The organism is Opitutales bacterium (genome assembly GCA_013215165.1).
GTDB lineage: Bacteria > Verrucomicrobiota > Verrucomicrobiia > Opitutales > JABSRG01 > JABSRG01.
In genome coordinates, this window is record JABSRG010000003.1 from 79270 (window position 1) to 103357 (window position 24088).

The 24088-nt window shown below is 52.5% G+C and carries 21 protein-coding genes and 1 pseudogene; 12 read left to right on the forward strand and 10 right to left on the reverse strand.

The window, feature by feature from the left end; translation table 11 throughout:
* Positions 1–170: 170 nt before the first annotated feature.
* The 6 genes from HRU10_00440 to HRU10_00465 form a co-directional block, all read right to left on the reverse strand.
* On the reverse strand, positions 171–1589 hold the full coding sequence (locus HRU10_00440) for an MATE family efflux transporter (GenBank protein ID NRA25701.1): 1419 nt from the start codon (positions 1587–1589) through the stop codon (positions 171–173).
* Between the two features lie 50 nt (positions 1590–1639).
* A complete protein-coding gene (locus tag HRU10_00445; protein NRA25702.1) occupies positions 1640–2053 on the reverse strand; it encodes a hypothetical protein in 414 nt (137 codons plus the stop codon).
* A gap of 215 nt (positions 2054–2268) precedes the next feature.
* A complete protein-coding gene (locus HRU10_00450; protein NRA25703.1) occupies positions 2269–2811 on the reverse strand; it encodes a GNAT family N-acetyltransferase in 543 nt (180 codons plus the stop codon).
* Positions 2812–2816: 5 nt separating this feature from the next.
* Positions 2817–3278: a hypothetical protein gene (locus HRU10_00455; GenBank protein NRA25704.1), complete on the reverse strand. Its 462-nt coding sequence runs from the start codon at positions 3276–3278 to the stop codon at positions 2817–2819.
* 153 nt (positions 3279–3431) lie between these two features.
* Positions 3432–4352 (reverse strand): aldose epimerase, encoded by a 921-nt coding sequence (locus HRU10_00460; GenBank protein NRA25705.1) that lies wholly within the window; start codon positions 4350–4352, stop codon positions 3432–3434.
* A gap of 19 nt (positions 4353–4371) precedes the next feature.
* On the reverse strand, positions 4372–5022 hold the full coding sequence (locus HRU10_00465) for a tetratricopeptide repeat protein (GenBank protein NRA25706.1): 651 nt from the start codon (positions 5020–5022) through the stop codon (positions 4372–4374).
* Between the two features lie 118 nt (positions 5023–5140).
* Between HRU10_00465 and HRU10_00470 the strand changes: the two genes are divergently transcribed.
* The 8 genes and pseudogenes from HRU10_00470 (at position 5141) to HRU10_00505 (ending at position 12198) form a co-directional block, all read left to right on the forward strand.
* Positions 5141–8614: a DEAD/DEAH box helicase gene (locus tag HRU10_00470; GenBank protein NRA25707.1), complete on the forward strand. Its 3474-nt coding sequence runs from the start codon at positions 5141–5143 to the stop codon at positions 8612–8614.
* A gap of 245 nt (positions 8615–8859) precedes the next feature.
* Positions 8860–9090: an AbrB family transcriptional regulator gene (locus HRU10_00475; protein NRA25708.1), complete on the forward strand. Its 231-nt coding sequence runs from the start codon at positions 8860–8862 to the stop codon at positions 9088–9090.
* Positions 9091–9480 (forward strand): type II toxin-antitoxin system death-on-curing family toxin, encoded by a 390-nt coding sequence (locus HRU10_00480; protein NRA25709.1) that lies wholly within the window; start codon positions 9091–9093, stop codon positions 9478–9480.
* A gap of 230 nt (positions 9481–9710) precedes the next feature.
* Positions 9711–10598: a DMT family transporter gene (locus HRU10_00485; protein NRA25710.1), complete on the forward strand. Its 888-nt coding sequence runs from the start codon at positions 9711–9713 to the stop codon at positions 10596–10598.
* A 158-nt stretch (positions 10599–10756) separates the two neighbouring features.
* On the forward strand, positions 10757–11014 hold the full coding sequence (locus HRU10_00490) for a hypothetical protein (protein ID NRA25711.1): 258 nt from the start codon (positions 10757–10759) through the stop codon (positions 11012–11014).
* Positions 11011–11433: a PIN domain-containing protein gene (locus HRU10_00495; GenBank protein ID NRA25712.1), complete on the forward strand. Its 423-nt coding sequence runs from the start codon at positions 11011–11013 to the stop codon at positions 11431–11433. The genes HRU10_00490 and HRU10_00495 overlap by 4 nt, the downstream gene beginning before the upstream one ends.
* A 16-nt stretch (positions 11434–11449) precedes the next feature.
* Positions 11450–11845, forward strand: a pseudogene (locus HRU10_00500) (redoxin family protein).
* A gap of 80 nt (positions 11846–11925) precedes the next feature.
* Positions 11926–12198: an antitoxin gene (locus HRU10_00505; protein NRA25713.1), complete on the forward strand. Its 273-nt coding sequence runs from the start codon at positions 11926–11928 to the stop codon at positions 12196–12198.
* A gap of 18 nt (positions 12199–12216) precedes the next feature.
* Here the strand turns inward: HRU10_00505 and purU are convergent, their stop codons facing one another.
* The 4 genes from purU to HRU10_00525 form a co-directional block, all read right to left on the reverse strand.
* Positions 12217–13080 carry a formyltetrahydrofolate deformylase gene (gene purU, locus HRU10_00510; protein NRA25714.1) on the reverse strand — a complete coding sequence of 288 codons (864 nt, stop codon included), beginning with the start codon at positions 13078–13080 and terminating at the stop codon, positions 12217–12219.
* Positions 13081–13086: 6 nt separating this feature from the next.
* Positions 13087–16320, reverse strand: a complete 3234-nt coding sequence (carB, locus tag HRU10_00515; protein ID NRA25715.1) for a carbamoyl-phosphate synthase large subunit — start codon at positions 16318–16320, stop codon at positions 13087–13089.
* 207 nt (positions 16321–16527) lie between these two features.
* Positions 16528–17301, reverse strand: coding sequence for a ribonuclease III (gene rnc / locus HRU10_00520; protein NRA25716.1), 774 nt, complete (start codon positions 17299–17301; stop codon positions 16528–16530).
* Positions 17302–17304: 3 nt separating this feature from the next.
* Positions 17305–18084 carry a ParA family protein gene (locus HRU10_00525; protein ID NRA25717.1) on the reverse strand — a complete coding sequence of 260 codons (780 nt, stop codon included), beginning with the start codon at positions 18082–18084 and terminating at the stop codon, positions 17305–17307.
* Between the two features lie 156 nt (positions 18085–18240).
* Here HRU10_00525 and HRU10_00530 point away from each other — a divergent pair, with 156 nt between their 5' ends.
* Genes HRU10_00530 through HRU10_00545 form a run of 4 tightly spaced genes read left to right on the forward strand, consistent with a single transcriptional unit; the run spans position 18241 to position 23999 of the window.
* Positions 18241–19665, forward strand: a complete 1425-nt coding sequence (locus HRU10_00530) for a hypothetical protein (GenBank protein NRA25718.1) — start codon at positions 18241–18243, stop codon at positions 19663–19665.
* Positions 19658–20902 carry a hypothetical protein gene (locus HRU10_00535; protein ID NRA25719.1) on the forward strand — a complete coding sequence of 415 codons (1245 nt, stop codon included), beginning with the start codon at positions 19658–19660 and terminating at the stop codon, positions 20900–20902. The genes HRU10_00530 and HRU10_00535 overlap by 8 nt, the downstream gene beginning before the upstream one ends.
* Positions 20902–21729, forward strand: a complete 828-nt coding sequence (locus HRU10_00540; protein NRA25720.1) for a hypothetical protein — start codon at positions 20902–20904, stop codon at positions 21727–21729. Before HRU10_00535 ends, HRU10_00540 begins: the two co-directional genes overlap by 1 nt.
* Complete coding sequence (locus HRU10_00545; protein NRA25721.1) at positions 21726–23999, forward strand: hypothetical protein; 2274 nt, start codon at positions 21726–21728, stop codon at positions 23997–23999. The genes HRU10_00540 and HRU10_00545 overlap by 4 nt, the downstream gene beginning before the upstream one ends.
* The last annotated feature ends 89 nt before the right edge of the window (positions 24000–24088 follow it).

Sequence of the window (24088 nt, forward strand, 5' to 3'; positions counted from 1 at the left end):
CAACCATGTCAGCCAGTTCCATTGATTATCCGCTAATGAACGCTAATTCACGCGAATAGTTTGATGTACTTTGGCTGCATGTATTTGTTGTGCCTTTTCGACGTCTTTCGAATGGATCTTCAGTCTAGGTTTCTGCCCATCATTCGCGTAAATTCGCGTTTATTAGCGGATTATCTCTCCTCGTCGACCAAGGATCTTCGGATCACCCCGCGGGTCCGGGAGGCCATAATGATCGCCGAGACCCAGAGGCCTGCGGAAAGAGCGGCCCACATGCCGGCGCCCTCGAGAGCGAATCCGATGTGTGCGAGAGGCTGGAGGAAATCCGGGACGCGCGAGAGGTCGAGGCTAGTGCCGAAGGTGAGGAAGAAACAGAGTGGAATGGCGAAGCACCAGAAGATGAAGAAGCTCAGGATCGTCGGTACGCGGATGTCATTATAGCCGCGGAGGATGCCCATGAGGATAATGTTACAGCCATCGCCGAGTTGGAAAAAGGCGGCGATGAGCAAGAATGTCGCTGCCAGCGCGGCGACTTGAGCCGTCTCGGCCAGTCCGCGATCAAGAAAGATCCAGGGCAACTGGTGGCGGAAGGCGGCCAGCACGGTGGCTGGGCAGGCCATGATGATGATCACAAAAAGGACGTTGGCCCATGCTATACGGGATGCACGTTGGTTTTGATGCGCACCGAGAGCCTGGCCGATGCGGATGCTGATAGCAAAGCTGAGTCCCAGGGGGATCATAAAGGCTAGGCCCACGAGGCTAATCGCAATATTGTGCGCGGCTAAGCTAACCGCTCCGATCCATCCCATCATGATCGCCGCAACATTGAAGGAGGCGACCTCGAAAGAAATCTGAATGCCCGTGCCGATTCCTGTCTTAACAATATCCTTCACGGCGCGCCACTGTGGCAGAATCAATTCGCGGAGGCTCCAGTTGCGTTCCAGGAGCCCCGCTTTTTCGTAGCCAATCCACATCAGAACAAAGCAGATGATGCGGGCTAATAGGGTAGCCAAGCCTGCTCCATCCAAACCCATCGCCGGTGCGCCAAGGTTACCGAAAATAAAGATCCAATTGAGGAAAACATTTACAGGGACCACAGCTAGGGTCCAGATGAGAGGAATCCATGGGCGGTCGATAGCCTCGCCATACGATTTCAGCGCCGCCATCATGAGCACGGGTGCCGAGGACCAGCCTAACAAAATGATGTAGGAGCGTGCGTGGCCCAGAACGGCGGGCTCCTGGCCAAAATATTCGGCGACGGGTAGAAGGGCGTGCAAGGCCACTGCTAAGAGAACACCGAGCCAGAATGTAGCGTTGATTCCAGCTCCCAGCGTGGCGCGCTGGCCGGCCGAATCACCGGCACCATAGGCCCGAGCCGTGAAAATAGATACGGCGATGCTCAACCCAAAGCCGACCATAAAAAAGAGCATATAGAAGTTTGCTGCAAATGCTGCCGCTGCGAGCTCATCCACGCCGACACGTCCGATCATGGCTGCATCGACGAGCTGAGTCAGGTGCACAGCCATCTGGCCCATCATCATGGGAAAAGCGAGTTTGAACGTATGCCAAACCTCTGAGCGGAGCGAGTTCACGAGCGGCGCACCATGTCAGCTCAGTCCGTCGTGGCAAACCTTCAGTGGACTTATTTCGGAGGGTGGTCTGCTTTCCCAAAGAGACGCTTTGCTTCTGGCTTAGTGAGCAGAATCAGCGAACAAACTCCAAGGGCTGTGCCTAAGGGAACGGAAAGGCAGGCGAAGATAGCGGCGACGACACAGGTGGTATGGTGCTTGAATTTGATGAAACACCACCCCACATAGCAAAATGCCGCAACGTGCACGACGATCAGGACAGCAACGGAGATTTCGAGTACGCGGATGATCTGTTTGAGATCAATGCCAAGATCTAGCTGTCGGCTCAAGGCGTCCAAGTCAGGTAGGAAAAGGCTGTGTAATCCGATAAAAAAAAGCCCGGGCAATGCGATGAGGCCGAAGAGAATATAAAATACTCCAGCGAGCTTGAGCCTATCGTGAGTGACTTTTAGATCAGGATCGGACACAGTTTTTTTAGCATCGGCAGAATCGAGTAATGGCCAACTGTTTAATTCTGATGTCGAAAGAGGCGTGGGTGTCGATGAGTTATTGATCCGCGAATACACGCGAATGGACGCTAATTTTTTGTGTGATTGTCAGGGGTCTATGGGGGATGGGGTGACTCTATCCACATCTAGTTTGCGCCTGTGTCCCTTTGCTTGAGAACATGGCCTTTAAGTCCTCAAGTCTTTGGATTAAGAATCCCGTAGACTCGAACGGTCATATAGGCATCCCCCTTGCGGATTTGATCCTTGAGCTCGCCTTCGAATTCCATGCCTACCTTCAGCATGACCCTTCCAGAGGCCGGGTTGTCATGAAGATGGCATGAGGTAATTTTGTGTAGGCTCATGGATTCAAACCCGAACCGAATGAGGCAACGGGCGGCCTCGGTGCAATAGCCTTGGTTCCAATAGGGGACGCCTATCCAGTAGCCGAGTTCAGCGCGGTTGTGGCGTTTTTGAATTGCAAGTCCTATGGCTCCGATGAGCTCACCTGTTTGCTTGAGGCATAGTGCGTGATTGATGCTGCCCTGCGCGAAGTAATCCTTAGCATGGGTAGCAATCCACTGCTCAGCCATGCCGACTTCATAAGGATGAGGCACATTGAGTGTCGTTGAGGCGATTTTTTCATGTCCAGCCAGTCGCTGCATATCGGTAGCGTCTTCAAAGGTGAACGGCCTCAGAAGAAGGCGCTCGGTCTCTAAACTGGGGATCGGGTGTGGCATGGCTGCTAAATATCCTGGCCTTTACCTTTTTCTAGCGCATCTGCATCGGATTTGTCTTTTGGTCGGGAAGTCGATCGTTTGTTTTGTATCAGTTTCTCATAGCCAATGTAGGCGACACGATCATTGCCATCTACAAGGAATTCTGCCTCCGGGTAAGCATCCTCGAAAGTTACTCCAGATATTTCAGTCAGAATTTCGATTCGGAGTGGCGGGCGTCCAATCCGCACCATTTTTCCCGGTGTTCTGAAAAGTTCGCGCAGAACAGGATCTCTAAAGCCAAAATCGTTGAAAGTCTTGAAGATTCGATCGGCATTGTCTCGGGAGACCTCGATGAAGATATCCATGTCACCAGTTACCCGAACGTAACCGTGCAGGGCCAGCGCGTATCCACCGACGACTAAGTATCTGACTCGATGCTTCTCAAGAAGCTTCAAGAAGTCTTTGAAGTCTTTCGGAAAAGGGATCATATTGATAAGCGTTTCTCCTTAGAAACTCAAGGGCCTCTAAGCGCTCTATGGGCGATCGCGTTAACCAATATCGCACGTCATTTACCTCGTCTTCAAAGTCATGCAACGAGCCGATCTCTATATGCGCTTTGTCTATGCTGTGCTCTTTCATGGCTATCCCAGCTCTACGCGCACACGGTAGGATTGGCTGGTATTGGGGGCGACCCAGTGGAGGCCTTTTTCGGTTTCGGCGGCATTGGGTGGGCCCATCCAGGGTTCGACACAGTAGAAGAGGCTGTCGTGTTGGTCGGTCCAAGTGGTTAAGGCATGCCAGGCTGCGGGGCCATGGGAGTCCTCCCAACTGAGCTGGATCCATTCTTCGCCTCCGGCAGGCCCGAACTTTGCATCGGGGCGCTTGAGTTTGGTGTGGATGCGATCGTTGATGGCGTCATTACCAAAATTCTCCACCTGTTGGACGGTTTTATCTTCGAGTAGATTGCCCCGCGTATCTTGCCGGAAGCCTTTGCACTTGGGCAGGTGGATCTCATAGTGAGAGCGTTCTAAATCGGCGTGCCAGGGCAAATTGAAGTAAAAGTGATGGCCGGCACTCCAAGGGATCTGTTCTGTCCCGGTGTTTTCAAGCGTGAGTGTCACTTCAAGAGCGAGGTCGTGGAAGCGGTAATCGACAAAAAAATTGTAGTCGAAGGGGTAGTTTGCCTGAGCCTCGGTGTCCGGTAAAAAACGTGCAATGAACCCGTCAGCTGCAGCATTCTCTAACTGAAACGCACCTTGCCGTGCATAGCCATGATTCGGCATGGGCCGTTTGCCTTGAGGGCTTTTCCAATAGCCCAGTTCGCCTTTAAAAAAACTACGTGCTGAGAAGGGAAAGAGGATGGGATTGCCGCCGCGGATTTTTCCTGCCTGAGACCAGTCGGCTTGATCTGGCCAATGTAGGATCTCGCGCACACTGCCATCGGCCATCTCGATGTCCCACCGCATGAGCCGAGCCCCTTTTTCAGGGTGAACCCAGAATGTGGAGGGGCCCCGTTGCCAGCGATGGATTTGTTCGGATTGGTGTGCGATCTCGGTGTGCATCGGTCCCGTGGATGGAGTCCTAGACCCGTCCTGGGGCGATGGCTTGTAGACGCGCTATCCATTGTTGACCTGTTTCCAGGCCAAGCAAGTAGGCGGTTTCTGTCTCGAACGCCGCATTATCCTCGGATTCTAGAGCAAGGACCGCCAGGGCGTAGGCCGCTTCGCCGCGCAGCACCTCTGGGTAGTCTTCTGTCTTCAATTGAGCGAAAATGGTAGTGGCTCCTGACGTATTGCCATTCCGTGCTTGCGCAAATGCTAAGCCAAGCTCTGCACGGCCATTGAGCGGTGTGTCTGCTAGGGTGGAGGCCGCTTCTTCGTAAGCCGTAATCGCGGCTGCAAAGTCGCCCGATGCATAGGCCTCATCGCCAATTTTAAGAAACGCAAACCCGCCGAGCGGGCTATTGGCTTCTTCCTCGGCAAAACTACTCAGGCTTTCGCTATGGAGTGCATCGAGATAAGCCGCGCTCTGGGATTCCTGAGCGCTTGCACGCGTCGCCGAGATGGCTTGATTTCCAATAACTGCGACGATGAAGACAACGGCTGCAACAATCACATACCCTTTGGAGGCATTCCAAAATAAAGCGAGGCGCTCCTCATCAGAGGGTTGAGGGGTTTCGGGGGTGACTTCGACCAAATTGCGGTCGTCTTGCGGCTTCTTGGGTGTGCTCATGTGCGTTGGAAAGTGGAAACAAAAGCGGGTGTAGGATCAAATTCAATTAGAATATGTTTGCTCCACTGTGTTGCTGGGTTTCGCGTGGAAAATACTCAGTTTTTTTGAGAACCTAAACATGCCGGATTCTAGCTCAATCGATCTGCCTCTTTTTGGCCCATGGGAGTGGGCCAAGCATATGCCGCGCGATGCGTATCGTGCCCTTGGCGACAATCAATCCAGGATGCGTGGAGAAGAATATTTCCTGTCAGGCGCTGTGCTGGACCTAAGTTATGACGTGGCGAACCATACATTTTTTGCCCGGGTGCGTGGAAAGCGGATCTACCAGGTAGAGATCGGGGATGCATCGAGTTCATTTTATCACTATTGTGACTGTCCAGTGCATGATATGCATGCTGCATGCAAACACGTGTTTGCAGTCGTAGCCTGGATTTATCTGCTGACCCAAGGGACCAATGTGCTGCTTTATGCACCGCCTGAGCGCCATTTGATACGCCTGGCCAGGAGCCTGAGTGAGTCTGTGAGCGGGTCGCGTATCGACACCTCTAGCAGGCAAACCTTTGCGTTCAGTGGGGACCCCGACGATCGCATCAGGTCTGATGCTCGCCCTTATCTTGTGTTGGAAGTCGAGGATGGCCACCCGTCGATCTCGCCTGAGGGCTGTAATCCCAATGCTCCAGGATTCAGAAGTTTCATGGACAAGGTGGATAGTTACCTCGCATACACGAGGCGGCAGTTTGATGATCAACCCTATCCGCTGGTCATGCGTGAGGTGCTTTCAGAGATGGGCGCTGACTTATGTGTGCGGTCCGAAGGCTCAGAACTGGTGCGCCTCAATGGAACCTACGAGACCCACGCAAGCGATGGAATGCTCGATCTTCAGACCACTGCAAACAGAGTGGTGCTTAGCTTGGTGCCAGATGATGATTTAGAGGATCTTTGGCCGCTCGACCCGTTTTTTTTCAAGACCGATGGAACGCTCGTCGCGTTTGAGGCACGTTTCCAATCAAGCGTTCCGAGCATGATGGACTCTACGGGTCCGATTTGGCTGCAGCCTGAGGAACTTAAAGATCCACGGTGTCTTTGCTCAATCGACCAGGATACATTTAATCGATATACCTTTCACTTTAAGAGCACCGAACTGGCCGGGGACCATATCAGCCTTGCAGTAGATGGACATCCTTCGGCCTCTTTGGCGGAATTAAAACCGATCCGCGTGCGTGCGAAAGTATCGATCCAACATCGGCCAAAAACTGGAGGCTATGTGGTCAGTTGGAGCTATTCGGCTGATGATCTCACAGTGCCTCTCGATTTTTACGAGCAGTCGGTTCAGCGGTTTTTGGCTTATGACGAGGATGCGCGCGTGCTTTTCCGGGCACAGCGGCGTTGCAGCCATCTAATCCATACCATGCGTCTGCTTTTGATCACCCCGAAATCAAAGGCCAAAGCAGTCATCAAGGAAGCGTGCCAACATTCCAGCCTGACGAGTGCCTATGATATGGATGAATTCGCTGGCGATTTCTTGAAGAGTTTTACCTCCTTATGCGTTTTTAAAAAGAGCAACCATCATCTTTTTGCTACGGAGTCCGGTTGGGCTCTGTTGAATGGCGTGGGTGCGGCGGTGTGCCAAGTCTTGATCGGCGTGCGTGAACTGGAGCGTGAGACCTTGAACACTGAATATGTGGATGAATCCCTGTTTATTGCAGAAGCGGATTTTCCAGCCTTTATCCGGCGCGTTGTGTTGTTAAGCCAGGCGTGTGATTTCGACTTAGAGTTTGACGATGCCCCGGTCGCAATGGCTCCTGTAGCCATCCAAGTAGAGGCCCAAGAAGGTGAGAAAATCGATTGGTTCGAACTCAAGGCTGAAGTGCGGTGCGGGGACCTCAACATCGATGCCTCAGAATGGGACGCCTTGATCCGTGGAGAGCTATTATTAACCGACGAAGATGGTAAACTGGTGATCCCCCACCTAGAGCAGGACTCAGCGCTCGGACGCTTGCGCGAATTGTTTGGTCCGGTGCGCAATAAGAAGAGTTCAGCAACCACTGCTGCTCTAAAAATCGAAGTTCAGCGGCTTCAAATACTCGACTGGATCGACCTGCGTAAAAATGGCGTGCAGTTAAAGTTACCCGCTGAAGCGGAGGCGATCTTTGAGCGGCTTAGGCAGTTCGATCGTATCCCAAAGCAGGCAGTCCCCAAAAGCGTTGAGGCGAAATTACGCGACTACCAAAAACGCGGATTCGACTGGATGAGCTGGCTCTATGGGCATCGATTTGGCGCATGTTTAGCCGACGATATGGGCTTGGGGAAGACGCTCCAGGCGATCACGTTTTTGTCACAGATCTCTGGAGAGAATGGCAGAAAACGGGGCAAAGTATCGACGCACCTCGTGGTCTTGCCCCCGTCGTTGGTGTTTAACTGGCTGAGTGAAATTGAGCGCTTTTGCCCGACGTTGTCTGTCTATGAATACTTGGGGAGTGACCGCTCTCTAGACCGCTGTGATGGAGTCGATGTCGTCCTGACTACTTATGACACGGTACGCAGAGACATAAGCGCGCTTGAGAAAACCACATGGGATATCGTGGTACTCGACGAAGTGCAGGCCCTTAAAAATGTGAACGCCGTGCGGACTCAGGCAGTATCAAAGCTGAAACGCCGGTTCACGCTATGCCTGACAGGCACACCGATGGAGAATCATGTGGGCGAATACTACTCGATCATGCACCTGTGTTTGCCGGGGATTTTTGGACAATATGCCGCATTTCGTAAGCAACTTAAGGAGGGTGAAGACCACGTGTTACGCCGAGCTCGACCCTTCGTATTGCGGCGTACTAAAGAGGAAATTCTCAAAGAACTGCCCCCGAAAGTAGAGTCGGAGATCTATCTCGATATGACGGAGGAGCAGCGTGAGATCTACACGCGTACCGTGGGTGAAGTCCGTGCGGAGGTGATGGCCGCCTACAAAAATAAAACAAAAGCCCAAGCTGGGATCGTTGCATTGACCGCGCTCTTACGATTGCGGCAAGTCTGTGTGTCTCCCGAGATCATCGGCAAGCCTGTCAAGCAGACCGCTCCCAAACTCAGTTTTTTGTTGGAGCGCATGGAAGAGCTACAGAACGAAGGATCTTCAGCGCTCCTTTTTTCTCAGTTTACACGCACGTTGGATCTGCTTGAAGACGTCGCCCATGAGCATAATTTGCCTGTTTTGAGACTGGACGGAAGCACTCCGGCCAAAAAACGCAAAGAGGTAGTCCGTACCTTTCAAGAGTCAGATACACCTAAATTCTTCCTGATTAGCCTCAAAGCTGGGGGCGTCGGGCTAAATCTGACACGTGCCCAATACGTTTTCCATGTCGATCCATGGTGGAATCCTGCCGTAGAGCGTCAGGCTTCGGACCGAGCTCACCGCATGGGCCAACAAAAAACCGTCTTCATCCAACGCCTTATCATGCGGCACACTATCGAGGAGAAAATCATGCTTCTCAAAGAGCGTAAACAGGCTGTGTTCGATCAGATTATAAACAGCGGAGACGCCTCCATCCGCGGCAGCTCAATGATCGGGCGCGACGATATCGATCTCTTGCTCAGCTAGTTGCGGCCGAAGCATTCTCCGCGAATCTAGTCGCTCGCATGGTGGAGGTTTTTGGGCAATGGGTTACGACAGGCATGTCTCTCCCGATCTATTCTAGAGAGAGCTGGAGGGCGGTGCTTCGTCGCCGCCGGGAGATTAGTTAAACTTCGGTCGTTGGCATTGAGTGACGCCCAATACCTTGAGCAATTGGCTCAAAACTGACTGTATTCTTGACTCATCTAGGCGAATTTAACAAATGTTATAACATGGCCATCGAAGCAAAAGTCAGAAAAATCGGAAACTCTCTCGGAATCGTTCTCTCCAAAGAGGCGCTACAGGTCCTCAAAGTCGAAGAAGGCCAAGCAGTCTACCTTACAGAAGCTCCGAGGGGCTCATTGAATATCAACCCAGATCGACCCGGGTTTAAAGAGAAGATGGAGATCGCCGAGGAGGGTATGAATCGATACCGGAATGCATTGCGAGAACTTGCTAAATAGATGGCAAGCGAACCAAATTGGCTCGAGCTAGCAGATGTTGTCTCTACCCATCATGCATTGATCTACAGGTTTGGCGGTTCCGACGGAATTCGTGATGAGAACGCATTGGAGGCTGCCTTGGGGCGACCTATAAATCGGTTTTATTATGAGGATCCCACTGTATATGAATTGGCCGCATCTTACGCGTTCGGCTTGGTGGTAAATCATCCATTTATCGATGGTAATAAGCGCATCGGTTTCATGGCGGCTTACACGTTTTTGGGAATTAATGGTTATCGTCTTACCGCACCCGAGGAAGAAGCTGTCCTCAACACGCTTGCTCTCGCTGCTCGCCAGATGGAAGAGGCTGAGTATGCTACTTGGCTCGAAAATGGGTGCGAACTGCGCTGAATATACGTTTCACGATTTCTCATCTTGCCAACCGCTTAAATAGTTGGTTTTTCATGAATCGTCTTATGCGACAGATCAAACTCAGCTGGCTCCTTATTATTCGTGTGAAAGCACACGAAGTGGGTCGGCTGTAATGAGAAATATACGGAGGCCCTTTCCAGGGCTTCTGTTATTGCAAAGAAAATGTGTTTGTGAGCTGAGCCGTGGAATGGGTTTCCAGAAAGGAAACCATGACAACACCAGCTCAAGCCACAGAATCTCATGAAAGTCGAGGGGTCATCTTATCGCTTGCTTCGATAGGTTGCTTCTCTGCGACCGCACTGCTCCTGAGCTACCTTAACAAAGCACACGGAGTCGATGGCTGGGTCAGCGCGACTTACCGTGGCTTTCTTGGATTGGTCGCGATCGCCATTATGCAAAACCGTGCAGGTAAGCTAGCGCTGAGCCATATCATCACCAATCGCCTGCTGTTTTTGCGCGGACTGATCGGGGGCATCGCTATCCCGATTTTCTACATTTGCATCATCGAGATCGGAGCGGGCCGCGCGGGCATGATCACCGGCTCGTATCCGCTCTTTGCGGCCTTTTTTGCTATGGTCTTCATAAAGGAATCCGTCCGCTGGGTGTATGGTATTTACATCGCTATCGCGTTTGCCGGGCTGGTGAGCATTTATTTCGATCAAGGCATCGGCGGAGGGGAGCCATTTTATGACATTCTCGCGATCTTTGGCGCAGCAGCAGGCGGCATCTGTGTCGTTCTCATCCGGCATCTGCGCCACACCGAGAATACGTCTAATATCTTTGCATCCCAGTGTGTGTTTACCCTGGTAATCTCTTTGGCATTTGCTGGAGATCGGATCTTTATCACGGATCCCATGGCGCTTGGACTGACAGTTTTAGCGGGGATCATCGTTGTCGGTGGCCAACTGTGTGTCACGGAGTCCTTTCGTTACATTACCGTAGCCAAGGGATCGACTTTGCAAATGCTCACACCGGCGACGACCTGTGTGTTCAGCGCACTGTTGCTGGGCGAGAGCTTCGGTGTTTTTGAGATTGTTGGAGGCTTTGCCATTCTCTTCGCGAGCTTTCAAATCGTGCAAATGAAAGCGAAAGGATGACCAATTTCCAAATATGGGTGGGGTTGGTTCGCAGCAATCGGCCATTCGACGATGCGGCCCCACCTTTATTGGTCTGATTACGCTGAGTGACTTGAGGAATCCATCCAGACTCGATAGCTCAAAAGTAGAAATCGAAATTGACTCTGACGTATAAAAAAATGAAAGTATACGTCATGCAAACCAAGCTTACTCTCAGAGTAGACGATGCTATTATCCGGAAGGCTAAGAAGATTGCATCGAAGCGCGGTACGTCAGTATCGCGAATATTTAGTGAGCACATCTCGGAAATATATGATGGGCAAAACCTTGAAGATCTTGGAGAGACAACGCGCTCAATGATCGGAGTCTTGCGAGGCGCAGATATCATGAGCGATAGAGATGAGTATCGTGAGCACCTGAAAGCCAAATATCTATGAAAGTCGTTATCGACACGAACGTGATTCTAGATGTCTGGCTGGCTAGGGATCCGTTCTTTATTGATTCTGCCCGCGTGCTGTCTGCTGCGGAGATCAAAACCATCTCCGGAGTGATTTGTCCCACCACAGTCACCACGCTACATTATATTGTAAAAAAGTATCGAGGAGAGGCCAAGGCGCGCGAGCTTCTGGAGAGCATACTAAAGATTTGCTCGGTCGGTGTGTTTCGAAATATGGAAGTTATGGGTGCTCTGAACAGCGAAATCACTGATTTCGAGGATGCAGTCGTCGAGTCAGTTGCGTTGAAGACTGGGGCAAATTTTATTGTAACTCGAAATCTCGCAGATTTTAAGAAATCACGTGTGCCAGTTGTCGAACCATCTAGACTTGGGGGAACAGATTCAGCTCGTTTGGAGTGAAGTAACAAAGAATTTAATGAATCAGAACCTGAATAGCTTGCCTGCCGACTTGTCGATTCCTGAAGACGATGGCGCCTGCGCTCATCTTGAGCATGCAACACTGCCTTCTGTGGAGCTATGCGCAAATTTGGCAACTGGGAGCGTCCGTGTATGGCCTCAGCACACAGTCAACGGAATATCAGAGAGAGGTCGTCTCCAGATTGCACTTACCCTATACGCTTCTGAGTGATCCGGCCCTATGTTTCATCCATGCTTTCTCTCTTCCGACTTTCGAAGCTAGCGGCCAGACTCTGGCAAAGCGCGTGACCTTGGTATGCCGAGATCGAAAAATTGAGAAAGTGTTCTATCCCGTCTTTCCCCGGATAAAAACGCAGACCAAGTGATTGAGTATCTGGCGATGGAGAGTGAATAAACTGTTGCCAATAGGCGCGCGTTGGATGCTTTTTTGAAGACTGTAACTCCGAGCAGAAAGGAGACAAAAAGATACATTAAATGAAGGCACCAAATCTAGACTCAGAGGAGAAAGAGCTCCTAGAAGAATTGGAGCGTGAGGAATGGGTTTCTAGCGTATCATCTCCAACGGATCTCGCATTGTTTAAACAAGCTGCGCGAAATACTCTCAGAAAAGACAAACGCGTTAATATCCGTATCAGCGAGCGGGATCTCAGGTCTATACAAAAAATAGCGCTCAAAGAAGGTATCCCTTACCAAACACTCATTTCCAGCGTTTTGCATAAGTTTGTGAACAAAAAGATAGAGGTGTGATTACCTCATGAACCGTTCCTAATCGAACACCACCGTTTTGTTATCGTAGACGAGGATGCGTTGCTCGAGGTGCCAGGTGGCGGCTTGGGCGAAGGCAGATTTTTCGAGGTCTTTACCTTTGCGGATGAGATCGCGAACGCCTTGCCGGTGGGAGACGCGTGCGATTTCTTGTTGGATGATAGGGCCCTCATCGAGATCGGCGGTAGCGTAATGGGCAGTAGCTCCAATCAGTTTAACGCCGCGTTGATAGGCCTGGTGGTAGGGCTTGCCGCCAGCGAAGGCGGGGAGGAAAGAGTGATGAATGTTGATGACGGGGCAGCCGCAGTTGCTGATCATGTCTGCTGAGAGGATCTGCATGTAGCGGGCAAGGAGAACGAGTTGGACGTCATGTTGGCGCAGGATCTCGATCTGATGAGCTTCGGCTTCAGCCTTCTGTCCTGCCGAAACAGGTATGTGGTGAAAGGGCAGCCCGTAGTGCTCTGCTGCTCCTCGGAGATCTTCATGATTCGAGACGACACACGCGAGATCGCCTCGAATCTCACCTGCCTGGAACCGGAGGATAATATCGTGGAAGCAGTGTGCGATCTTCGAGACGAAGATGGCGACTTTGGGCCGATCGGACGAGAGGGCGACCGAGCAGGTCATACCGGAGGCGCGGGCCAGGGCCTCAAACGAGGCGGCTTTCTCGCTGAGATTGGTTCCTTCGGGGTGTGTCCACTCCAGCCTTTGGAAAAAGATGTTGGCCTCGCGGTCGTGATGTTGATCGGCGTGGCGTATGTTGCCCTCGTTCTGAAAAATCCACTGTGCCAGCTGGGCAGCGATGCCCGGCTTGTCGGGGCCGTGGAGGAGGGCGATGAGGGTGGTTGGCTCTATTTTCGCCATCGTCAATTAGGCGTTGAGGAGCTGGGCGTAATCCTGGACGGGGCGGACCACGATATCGTTTTGCTTCACGGCTCGGATCGCATCCACTGCCGCGCGGGCTCCTGAAATTGTGGTGAAAATGGAGATATTGCGCTTTACCGCCTCGGTGCGGATCAAGTTCTCATCTTTGCGGGGTATAGTGCCACTGGGTGTGTTAATGATGAGCGAGATTTTTTCGTTCTTGATCATATCGATCACATTGGGCCGTCCCTCAGATAGGCGGAATACGCGGGTGACTTGGACGCCGTTTTCTTCCAAGGCCCGTGCAGTGCCGACGGTGCTGACGATGCCGAAGCCCATGTGGAAAAGCTGCCGGGCAATATCGATCACTTTCGCTTTGTCCGAATCTTTCACGGATAGAAACACTTCGCCTGAGAGAGGAAGAGCGGGTTTGGCGGCCATTTGGGCTTTGGCAAAGGCCAGCCCAAGGTCGGCATCGAGTCCCATGACCTCACCCGTCGAACGCATCTCCGGGCTCAGTAAAATCGGAGCTCCTGGGAAACGTGAGAAGGGGAAGACTGATTCTTTGATTGCGTAGAAAGGCGGGATCACTTCCTCAGTAAATCCGAGTTCTTTAAGCGTCTTGCCGGCCATGATCCGGGCGGCCATTTTCGCTAGTGGCACACCGATGACCTTTGAGACGAACGGAACCGTCCGTGAGGCCCGAGGATTGACCTCGATGACAAACAGCTCGCCGTCTTTGATGGCATATTGAGTGTTCATCAGGCCGACGACCTTGAGCGCTTTTGCGAGAGATTTGGTCGCCTCGGTTACGCGTTCGAGCATGGCCTTGTCCAGGGTATGGGGGGGCATCACCATAGTGGCGTCACCGGAGTGCACGCCGGCAAATTCGACGTGCTCAAGCATCCCGCCAATGACCACGGTCTCTCCGTCCGAGATGCAGTCGACGTCGAGTTCGATAGCGTCTTCGAGAAATTTATCGAGCAGGACAGGTTTGCCCGGAGCTACGTCGAACGCCTCGCGCACGACATTCCGCATTTCTGCCATGTCATAGACGATGAACATCCCACGGCCACCGAGAACGAAGCTGGGGCGGAGTAAGATAGGGAAGCCGAGGTCTCCCGCCATAGCGTAGGCCTGCTCGGGCGAGAGAGCCGTGCGGTTGTCCGGTTGGCGTAAGCCGATTTCGGTAAGGATATTTTTGAAGCGCTCGCGGTCTTCGGCGAGGTCGATGGAGTCGGGTGTCGTGCCGATGATGTTGACTCCATGAGCCTGGAGCTCAGTAGCGAGGTTGAGCGGTGTTTGCCCGCCGAACTGCACGATCGCACCCTCACATTGCTCTTGGTAGTAAATCTCCAAAACATCTTCGAGCGTTAGTGGCTCAAAAAATAAGCGGTCAGAGGTGTCGTAGTCTGTGGATACTGTCTCTGGATTGGAATTGACCATGATTGTTTCGAACTGGTCTTCCTGAAGCGCAAACGATGCATGGACGCAGCAATAGTCGAACTCGATGCCTTGGCCGATCCGGTTGGGTCCGCCGCCCAAGATCATGATCTTCTTCTTATCTGTCGGATCGAGTTCGTTCTCACTGCCGTAGGACGAGTAAAAATACGGAGTATAGGCTTCAAATTCGGCCGAGCAGGTATCGACGAGGCGGTATTGTGTCAGCACACCCAAGTTCTCCCGCACTTTGCGCACAGCGAGGCGATTGGATCCCACCAGATTTGCGATCTGCGTATCGGTAAAGCCGTACTCCTTTGCCCGGCGCATGATGTCTTCGGTCAGCAAGTCGAGACGGCTGTCTTTTAGCGACTTCTCCATGTGGACGATCTGTTGGAGCTGATGGAGGAACCATGGATCAATGCCGGATATCTCATGGATGTCTTGGATCGACATGCCTTGAAGGAGGGCCCAGCGCAGAAAAAACACGCGCTCAGCAGATGGGCGAGACAAGCCCTGGCGTAGATCTGCTCCCTCGGGGAGGTCAAAGCCTCCTTTTTCGCCGCCACCGCCAAACCCGAGCGCGCCGATCTCGAGCGACCGCAGGGCCTTTTGGAACGATTCTTTAAAGGTCCGGCCGATGGCCATCGCCTCGCCCACAGACTTCATCGAAGAGGTCAGCGTCGAGTCGGCGTCGGGGAATTTTTCAAATGTGAAACGCGGAATTTTGGTGACGACGTAGTCGATGGTCGGTTCGAATGAGGCCGGCGTCTCCCGGGTGATGTCATTGCGTAGTTCATCGAGTGTGTAGCCGACAGCCAGCTTTGCCGCGATCTTGGCGATGGGAAAGCCCGTTGCTTTTGATGCGAGAGCAGAAGAGCGTGAAACGCGTGGATTCATCTCGATGACGACCATGCGGCCATTCTGCGGGTTGACCGAAAACTGGATATTGGAACCCCCTGTTTCAACGCCGACTTCGCGAATACACGCGAACGAGGCATCGCGCATGAGCTGATACTCTTTGTCAGTCAAGGTCATGGCTGGAGCTACGGTGATGGAGTCACCCGTGTGCACGCCCATGGGGTCGAAATTCTCTATGGAGCAGATGACGACGCACTGATCTTTGCAGTCACGCATGACTTCCATCTCGTATTCCTTCCAGCCGATGAGGCACTCTTCAACGAGCACCTGGGTAGTGGGCGAGACGTCCAAGCCGTTTTGGATCATCTTCTCGTATTCCTCGCGATTGTAGGCAATGCCGCCTCCAGAGCCACCGAGTGTAAAAGATGGGCGGATGATAATCGGAAAGTCGCCGATTTGCTCGATGGCCTGATTGGCCTCCTCCATATTGTGGACAATCAGCGATTTTGCGCAGTCGAGGCCGATCTTATACATGGCCTCTTTGAAGAGTTCGCGGTCTTCTCCTTTGTTGATGGCCTCTTCCTTCGCACCGATGAGCTCGACGCCGTATTTGTCCAAAATACCTGCACGTGCCAGATCGAGGGAGAGGTTCAAGCCGGTTTGCCCGCCGAGTGTGGGGAGCAGGGCATCTGGTTTTTCGCGAGCGATGATCTTTTCGAGGATCTCGACCGTGAGGGGCTCGATGTAGGTCACATCGGCAAACTCGGGGTCGGTCATGATCGTAGCGGGATTACTGTTTACCAGAACGACGCGGTAGCCTTCCTCACGCAGTGCTTTACAGGCCTGAGTGCCGGAATAGTCAAATTCGCAGGCTTGTCCGATAATGATCGGGCCGGAGCCGATGATGAGGATGGTTTGGATGTCTGTCCGTTTTGGCATGGGCGCGTTCGAGTTAGTCGCAAATCGGCGAGAAATAACAGCCGAGCAGCCATCAGGCGCAAGGGAAATTGCAGTGAAACCACGACGGGGAGGTAGGATATGGCTGTTGTTTGGGGATTATCCGCGTATGCACACAAACTTTAGCGAATGCATATGGTTTCTGTGAGAGTTTTTATATGAATGCTGTGCGGATAAAAAAAATCGCGTTCATGCGCCTTCATTTGCGGATGCCTCAAATGGATTTTCCCCAGCATCGATGCGATCGCAGGCCTCGCGTGCGGCGCAGTGTTCTGCTTTTTTACGAGAGTTCCCTTTACCCGTTCCCATGAGGGTATCGGCGATGCTGAGTTCGACGGTAAATTCGCGCTCGTGCTCGGGGCCGTCGATGTGGGTGATGGTATAAGCGATATGCTCTAAGTTACCATGTTGTTGGACCCATTCTTGGATGCGGCCCTTGGCGTTGTGATCCTTTAGAGCTTCTTCTAGCCGCCAATTGAGGTCGCCGTAGATTTGAGCGATGACTTTTCGGCAAGCGCGGATGCCGCTATCGAGAAAGACACCGCCGATGAGGGCTTCGAGCGCATCTTCCATCCGTGAGGTTTCACCGCGTTTAAAATTTTTTATTTCCCCGTGTCCCAGGTATAGACAGCCGTCGAGTTCTATCTCGGCAGCGAGTTCGCTCAAGATCTCGCCCTTGACAAGAGCTGATCGACGTCGGCTGAGCGGACCCTCTTGGAGATCGGGAAATTGGCGATAGAGCATTTCTGAGAGGACCATGCTCAGAGCAGCATCGCCGAGGAATTCAAGGCGCTGGTTTTGGAAATATTGATCTTGGACTTGAAGGGCCCAAGAGGGATGAGTCAGACACTGTTTAAGGAGCTCTGTGTCTTTGAAGGTATAGCCGATGCGTTCCTGTAGCTTTTCCAGCGCGAGGGGTGTGGGCTCTTGCCCGGGTTGCATCGGTGTGTCGGTTTCGGGCACGGTCTATTTGAGTTTGAAGCGGCGGATGGCCTCGTTCCCTAGGTTTTTATAAGCGATGGCTCCTGCGCTGTTGGGATCGTAATCGAAGATAGATTGGCCAAAGCTAGGCGCTTCGCTCAAGCGCACTGAACGAGGGATGATGGCCTTGAAGACTTGTTCTCCAAAATGGCCGCGCACTTCATTGACGACCTGTTGAGAGAGTCGTGTGCGGACGTCAAACATCGTCATGAGGATGCCGCCAAGCTCCAGGTCTGGATTGACGCCGGCATCTTTTAATTGCTCTACCACGCCGAGGATCTGCCCGAGGCCCTCCATCGCGAGGTATTCGCATTGGAGGGCGATGATCAGGTAATTTGCTGTAGCGAGCCCATTCATCGAAATCATTCCCAATGCGGGCGGACAATCGAGGATAACGGCGTCGTAGGCGCCGCTATTTCTAAGGGGCGCAATGCATTTCCTCAGTTGAATCAAGTAGTCATCGCGCTGACTGAGCTCAATTTCTACCGCAGCCATATCCACTTCCGATGGGACGATAGATAGGTTTTTGATGCTGGTTTCTTTGACCTTTTCGGTGGCGAAGCCATCGCCGAGTAGGGGAGTGTAGAGGCTCCCGCCACGTTCCTTTTCAAAGCCGAGGCCCGAGGTGGCATTGGCTTGAGGATCAAGATCGATTAGCAACGTTTTGAGCCCGCGTTTTGCGAAAGCGACGGACATGTTGACGGCCGTGGTGGTTTTACCGACGCCGCCCTTTTGGTTTGCGATAGTAATTACCGGGGAAGCCATAAGAGAAAGTTCTAGTTTTCATAACCTGTCGAGTTGAAGGCAATCTTGCTTTTGGGAATTTGCTAAGGTGCCCTCATTAATGATTCTTAGTCTAGGGCATAACAAAAGCTCTTGAAGCACAGTGCACTTACAGTTCATGTAGATCTCTAACACGCCGTGTCCCCTGTCTATCCCATACCCAAAAACCAAGAAGACCTGCTTACATGGTGCCATAAATCCAGTATTGGATGGACGGATGCCGAGGCGGTGGAGCGTGGCTTGAGCGAGGGGCAGCAGCTCGAGATAAAACAGGCTTCCGGGCAGGCTGTCGATACACTCAAGCGGGCGCTATTGGTGGTAGAAGGCGCCAATCTGGCACAGGCCAAACTTTTGAGCTGGGAAGCCTTTCAGAGCCAGCGCGACTCTGGAAAGCTTCCGCCCAATACCTGGGTTTTTGATAGCCGATCAAAAAGCTGGCAGGGATTCAATCTCGCCGACGCGCCCGAAGCCATCAGTTCGGTGGAAGAGGTGGATTCTGTCTCGATGGTGGATCCCACACCTCCAACCGAGACGAAAGAAGCGCCTGTGGCTAAGGTCGAAGCGAAACAGCCCGCCGCCGCGCAGCCAGCAACTGACACCCAAAAATTTTCAAAAGATACTGTTAAATCTACCGATCCAATGCTCCCCGAAATCAATATCTTCAAGGACAACAAGCAGCACTTATTTTACTCCCTAAAGCATCTGCAGGCTCGCATCGATACAGGATTCTTCTCATTGGCAGACTGGGGTTGGGATGATGATGTGAATGATTGGGTGCCCTTGTCTCAACTGCTCCCAAAGATAGAGCCATTGTTTGCCGATGAGTCGGTTGCTTCAGCCGATCCGGATAGCAGCGCTTTAAAGGCAAAAGTGTCTGAGCTTGAAGAGGAAAATAGAGTCCTCAAAGCCACGGTCGAACGCCTGAAACAGACTTCTGAAGATACTTCGCGCACCACCTTGGAGAAAGACGAACTGAGGACTGAGGTAGAATCGCTTCAGCGTCAGCTCGATGACAGCCAGCGCAGGCAGTCTCAGGCTCGTCAGGACTTTGAGGAAGAACTGGAGCGACAGAAATCCGCGCATCAAATTGAAGTGGATGAACTCAACCAACAGCTGTCCTCACTGCGCAAGTCTTTCGAAAACCTCGAACAAACGGCCCAGGAGAACGAACGTCAGCTCGAAGAAAAGAGTGATTCACTAAAATCTTCTCAGATGACACGGCGTCAGCAAGAGACTACGATTAGTGAGTTAGAAGGCGAACTTGAGGACTCTCGTAAACATGGGCGTTCCCTTGAAACTGAGTTAGAGGATGAGCGCAAAAACGTGGCCGATAAAGAAGAGCGTATCTCTGGCCAGGACCTGCGCATTGAGGAATTACAAGAGGAGCTCAGGCTCGCTCGCGTGCGTGTTGAAGAGCTTGAGTCGACGGTCAGCGACCGCACGCTGGACGCTGAAGTGACGGTTGCCAAACTGAGGGAGCATCGCGAGCGCCTGTCCCATTTGGACGAACAGATCGAGGCGGTGATTAGCCGGATTGATAAGGAGCCTAAAACCGATGGCTGATGTCGAGAAGTCACTCCGGGAGAATCCGGACTGGTTTATTGAGCCCAAGTCATTTTTTTGCCCTGCGTGTTGGGGGGCCTTTGGCTTAGGTTCTGTGATGAATATCCGTTCGTCTGCGACCGATCGCCACGATCCCATTCTGGGACCGGGTCATCCAGAGCGATTTTATCCTCGGCGATTTGACGCGAATGGCGGTGCTCTCGATTCCGAAGGCAACCCTTCTTTTGATCTAGCCTGCCCCCACTGTCGCCGGAAATTACCCCAAGGCTATTGCGAGAAGCCCCACCACATTTTTTCACTAGTTGGGGCGCCGGGTGCTGGAAAATCCTACTACCTGAGTGTCCTGATCGATGTGTTACAGAAGGTGCTGTATGAGGACTTCGGAATCACTTTTAGAGACGAGGATCCATCGGGTAATGTGCTTCTGAATGAGATGAAAAATAGGCTGCTGAGTGCTCAGAGTGCGGAAGAAGCTATTTTGGATAAGACCACCTTAGAGGGTAAAATGTATGAGCAGCTGCAATACATGGGGCGTGAGTCTGCCCTACCCAAGCCCTTCGTCTATACCATGACCCGTCGTGATGAGGTGGAACGCAGCGCGTCCTTGATACTCTATGATAATGCTGGAGAGCATTTTCAGCCCAACATCGACATCGACCACTCGCCTGGAGCCTTACATGTGGCTCACTCATCGGCGCTTTTGTTTTTGTATAACCCTGCGACGAATCCCGGTTTCCGAAAAGCGCTCTCGCACGTTGACGACCCCCAACTCAATCAAACGGGTGTGCCCGATACGCAAGATGTCCTGATCGCGGAGATGGAGACGCGCATGCGTCGTATTCGAGGGCTTTCTTCTAACGTGAGGATCTCAACCCCGTTGGCCGTGGTGGTCGGCAAGGCCGATCTCTGGCGCTCTTTGGTGGATTGGGACGCATTCCGGCCTCCGGTGCTAGACGGAGCAATCAGTCACGAAAATGTGCAGGCAAATTCAGCACTGCTTAGGACCTTGTTGCTGAAACACGCCCCGGGGGTCGTCGCAAATGCCGAGTCCCTGTCCACCGAAGTCGCCTATTTCGCTGCGAGTGGACTCGGGCATTCTCCTAAGCTTTTACGTTCGGGTCCGATGGAGGGATACCTTGCTCCGGACCCCCGTCGCTTGCGTCCGCAGTATGTTGAGGTGCCCGTTCTTTGGGCCCTATCGCATTGCGCGTATAACCTCATTCCCAGTGGTGCCTGATGCAAGGTAAGTTACATCAACTCGTCTTTACTTCAGTCGCTCAGGGCTTGGATCAGGGGGCGCATGGATTCTGCACGGTCGCTCGAAGCCCCGAACTACCAGAGCGGCTGGTCCGTGAGTTGGAGGCGCGGAGTCGTTATGAAAATTGGAAGGGTGCGCGGCCTACCATCCATCGTTACCATCCCCTGGATGTGAATGGAAAGCGCTTCTATATCCTGACCCGCATTGGTTTTGCTGGGACGGATTACAGCCATCGAGCCAATCACCTGGCACATCATCTGATATTGGAAGGAGACTCTGCTTGTTTTACGCAAAATCCAGCGAGTATTCTGTTACACTGGACAGGATTTTTTGAAAAATACCAGGGTAAGGCGCGATGGATCGAGCCACTTGATTTAGCCGGATTTAACAAATCGTTGCGTAAGAAGGATGGATTTCTGCCCGCGAAGCATTGGGAGGCGATGACTCAAAGTGGGGAGAGCGCTGCCGCGTGGCTGGAGGCTACATTTGACAGCGGTAGTGTTCAACCGTTGGTTTTGATGACCGATAAAAGTGACACGACTTTGCTACTCCGAGCATTTCAAGAAGCCCTTGCTCTGCTACCTCCCCCTCTGGGCTGGGAATTTCCTTTTACGACTTTCGTTCAAGAAGTTGACGTCGCCACGGAATACCGTTGGGTCGCGGGATTGTCGGGTTCTTCCGTAGAGGCGTTGGCGGATAAGTTGAAAGTCCAAAGAGAACACCTGAGTCCATCGTTCAGTCTCAAATGCGACTCTGCTGCCCTGCGCGGCATGGCGATGGGAAGAAACTTGTTTGTAGCGGAATGAGTGATTGGAAAGAGCGACTTCGAGAGCACTTATTGGCTGACGTGCGCGCGGATTGGGACGAGCAGCGAGAGTTTTGGCTGCGTATTCGCGAAAAGCTTCAAACTTGGGTGAGCGAGTCCAATGAGAAGGTCTTGGCCGGGGCTATTGTTGAAGCGGCAGAGTATTGGAGCGTCCGTGGGGTTGTTTATGACTTTATTAAACACGCCTCTGCTCTAGACCAAGCCTTTGAACTGGATCCTGGAGTGTACCCGGTATTGCCTGAGTCCTTATTTATCAAAGACAACTTGAAGCTCGAGGACACCGGTCCCGTGCGGACTGGATTGCGTTATGCAGTGCGTTCAGGCGATGAGGAATTTCGTCAGCGCTGCGAGCGTATCATTGTATATTTAGAAGCTTCTGGAGACTCGGAAGTAGGGAGCTGGTTAGAGCGGGTCGTCATCGAAGCTGCTCGACAAAAAGAAGTGGAAGAACGCGAGACGGCAGCACAAAGAGCAGCCAAAAGTTCCCGCAATAAGGCCTTGGTAGCCGCTCTAGCGATAGTGCTTTTTATAGTGCTCGCTGGCGCGGGCCTCTACCAACGAGATTGGGCAGCCTACGAAGTAGCATTAGATGCCGAGCCTTTCGATCCTGAGGCCCTTCAAATTCCGCTATTACCTCCAGCATTTTTTCCCGGCGTGCCCGAACGCTTGGCCGCATTGACCGATGTTGAGAGCCTGAAGGCGGACGCACGGCTACAGGCTGCAGACGCGATCTTCCGGATGGAAGCCGCATTGTCAACAGGAGCCGCATACGTTGAAGTAATGCCTGAGTTTTCTGAAGCCCAATTGGCTTTCGCGGCTGCGGTGGCAGACCTGGCACCCAGTGATTACCCGGAGCTCAATGAACAGCGACGCGAACTCATCGACCGCTTGGACTCGCTCGAAGCGGCTGCGCTAAAAACCTTAGCTCAATGGAAAGTCGAAACTCTTTCAGGCATTAGGACCGCACTGGATCGCATCGCTGAAGAAGTGGAACCAGAGGTGTGGGTAAGTGATCTTCCATACGTGTCTGAGGCTTTGACTTCGGCATCGGTATGGAGTCCGGACGAACGCCTATTTTCCCAGGCTTGGACCGTCGCTGAGCGCGATGAGCTTCGAATCCAAGAAAACCGTCTTTCTTCGATGCTGCGCCTGGCTTCTTCTTGGACTGAAGCTCAAACATCATTGATCGAGGCAAAGGGTCCTGAAGCTGTCGAGGATGCTCTACGAACGATGCGTCGGCTCGCTGAATCGGGTGCACCTTTTCTCGATGCGAGAATGGCTGAAAATAGCCTCAGCCTTTGGGAGAGAGCACGCAGCGTTTCGCTCGCATCTGTACTGGGCCTCGAAGATCGCGCGTTGTTGAGAAATGATATCGGCGACTGGAATCTGAAAGACCTGAGCATGTCGCCTGTGGGTGCAGCACGGGTGAATGCTCTCCTTCAAAACGAAGATCTCCAGCGGATACAACAGGCGTTCCTCAATACCTACCAGGGAATCGCCGATGCACGTCTGGTTTACATTTCTGGGGATATCACAACTGAGCAGCAACTGGTCGATGATTTGAGGCAAATTTTTCTCATAAACCAGTCGGCGCGAATTTGGAGTGAGCGGGGCTTTGAAGAGCGTAGATATACCGCAAACCGCGACGGTCTCGGAAGGATACGTGGGCAACTCTTAGAGGATGGCATTGCGGCGCCAGAAAGCGCCTTGCTGATGTCGCTCGCTGAGATCTGGGATACTGCTAATTCGACTTGGACAGAGTCCCCTGTGGGTCTCATTGAGCGCGGAGTCTCCAACGAACAATTGTCACCCGCTTTCCGCATATTCTTAGCCCGGTGGACCGTGCGCGCCTTCCAAGGGAATCAAAAGTTCTTTCCAGTGGAATGGCAGGAAGGGTTAATGACTCTGGAGTCGAATATCGAGGCGATGGGTTTGAATGCCGAAGCGACGACTTGGCTCAGTGAAGGAGAAAACCAGCGCGCCTACACGCGCTTGTTAGACCAAGTGCCGATGGAAAGCTGGACACTGCGTCAGTCGCGCGTGCTTGAACGATTGGAACAGTTGAGCAAACAGAATCTAGTGCTAGATGGCTATGTATATGACGGAAAACGCGTCACTTTCGAAGGAAACGAACCAGCGGACGGTCCAGCGTATCTGGTCCACGAGCCAGACGCTCCACTGAGCATGGAATTAGAAGTTAATGTTAACGCAGAAATTTGTTACCCCCGCTTTGTGCTGATTTCACAATAGTTTGATGCCGTTTCAGATAGACTATTAAAATCAGTTTCTGCCCTTTAAAATAAGTCCGTCCTCCACGGCAAATATCCAGTGCCTTCTTC